Origin of the sequence: Arenibacter catalasegens, from assembly GCF_002909235.1 — a bacterium.
Taxonomy (GTDB): domain Bacteria; phylum Bacteroidota; class Bacteroidia; order Flavobacteriales; family Flavobacteriaceae; genus Arenibacter; species Arenibacter catalasegens.
On the sequence record NZ_PHQQ01000072.1, the window covers coordinates 1 to 1,671 of the forward strand.

At 48.6% G+C, this 1,671-nt stretch carries 1 protein-coding gene; it reads left to right on the forward strand.

The window, feature by feature from the left end; translation table 11 throughout:
* Positions 1-74: 74 nt before the first annotated feature.
* Entirely contained in the window at positions 75-1,616 is a 1,542-nt protein-coding gene (locus tag CWD90_RS22875) for an IS1182 family transposase (RefSeq protein WP_103478365.1), read from the forward strand.
* Positions 1,617-1,671 lie beyond the last annotated feature (55 nt).

The window sequence follows — 1,671 nt, forward strand, 5'->3', positions numbered from 1 at the left end:
CGTGGCTGTTGCAGAACTCCAATAAACATCAATTTTTGCTTTTATAAATGTGCGGAAATCCGTAAATTAAAGGTATGCAAGGCAAAAAGAATTATACTGAAAAACTCTTCCTCAGCTTCCAGTTATCGGACCGGATTCCAAAGGAAAATCTATACAGAAGGCTGCGCGAAACGCTTGATCTAAGTTTTCTTTATAAGGACACGAAAGAACTTTATGGCAGGACCGGCAACCCTTCGATCGACCCTGTAGTCTTTTTTAAGCTACTGCTCACGGGATACCTGGAGAACATCACCTCCGACCGAAAACTGGTGGAACATTGCTGCATGCGAATGGACATACTGTACTTTCTGGGTTTCGACATAGACGAGGATCTGCCGTGGCATTCAACTATCAGTAGGACGAGGCAACTTTACCCGGCATCCCTTTTCGAGAAATTGTTCAACAAGGTATTTGCCCTATGTGTCGATAGCGGGATGGTATCCGGCCATACCCAGGCGGTGGATTCGGCCCCGATAAAGGCAAACGCATCCATGGAGAGCGTAGTGCCGAAAATGCCGGCCACCCCCATGGAGGACCACTTGAAAAAAGTGTCGGAAGAAAATCGGGAAACTACGAAAAAGCACGGGGGAACCATATCCCCCGTACAAATCTCCGCTCCCGAGCATGAGCTGAAGCGCGTGGAGAAGCACCACCAAAATCTGAGGGACAGTCCGGTACGCCTGGTCGGCGCGTCCCACAAGAAGGCACGCCTGTTAAGCAACAAGACACACTACAACCCTCATGATCCGGATGCCCGTATATCGGTTAAGCCGGGCAAGGCCAGAAAGCTGAACTACCACTGTAGTATGGCGGTGGATACCGCGGAAGGCGTGATCTCGCATATCCAAGCTGACTTTGCCGACGGCAGGGACAGCCAGTACCTGACCGATGTCGGCCTAAAGGTCCAGAACCGTTTAAGGAAAAACGAGCTGATAATGACGGATCTGCTGGCGGACGCAGGTTATTCCAATGGCTCCAATTACGATTTTCTCGAACAACGGAAGGTTACCGGATGGATACCCGTTTTCGGGAAGTACAAACCCAAGATAGAAGGTTTTCCCTACAACAAGGAAAAGGACGAATACAGTTGCCCAATGAACAGGCCCCTGCCCTTCAAAGGATTCTATACCAACCGGGACGGTAGTGTACTGAAAAGATACTGGACAGCACCGAAGGACTGCAAGGCCTGTCCCATGAAATCCCAATGTGTACCGAATACCAAATGCAAAAAAATTACCAGAACGATCTATGATGAACAATACTTGAGGGCCTATGCCCGACAGCACAGTGAAAGGGGCAAACGAATGAAAAAGCTGAGACAAAGTACGGTGGAGCCCGTGTTCGGTAGTCTGACCCAGTTCTACGGTCTCAGAAAAATAGGTGTACTCGGCAAGGCCGGTGCACATAAGGTTATGCTTATGGCGGCAATTGCCTTCAACCTGAAAAAGTACCTTAAGAAAGGAGGAAGGAAACCCTCCCTCTGCCTTTTCAAAACTATTATGGATGCTTTTAAAGGCTACCTGACCATTTTTTGCCAACAAATTCTACCAAGACCGGTTCTCCTAAAGACTAGGTAAAAACAGCCTGATTAGGTCAATCCCTTGTCCGTAGACCACTTCTGCAACAGCCACG

Excerpts from the sequence above, each read along its gene's own strand:
- CWD90_RS22875 (WP_103478365.1), top strand. The coding sequence starts at position 75 with ATGCAAGGCAAAAAGAATTATACTGAAAAACTCTTCCTCAGCTTCCAG.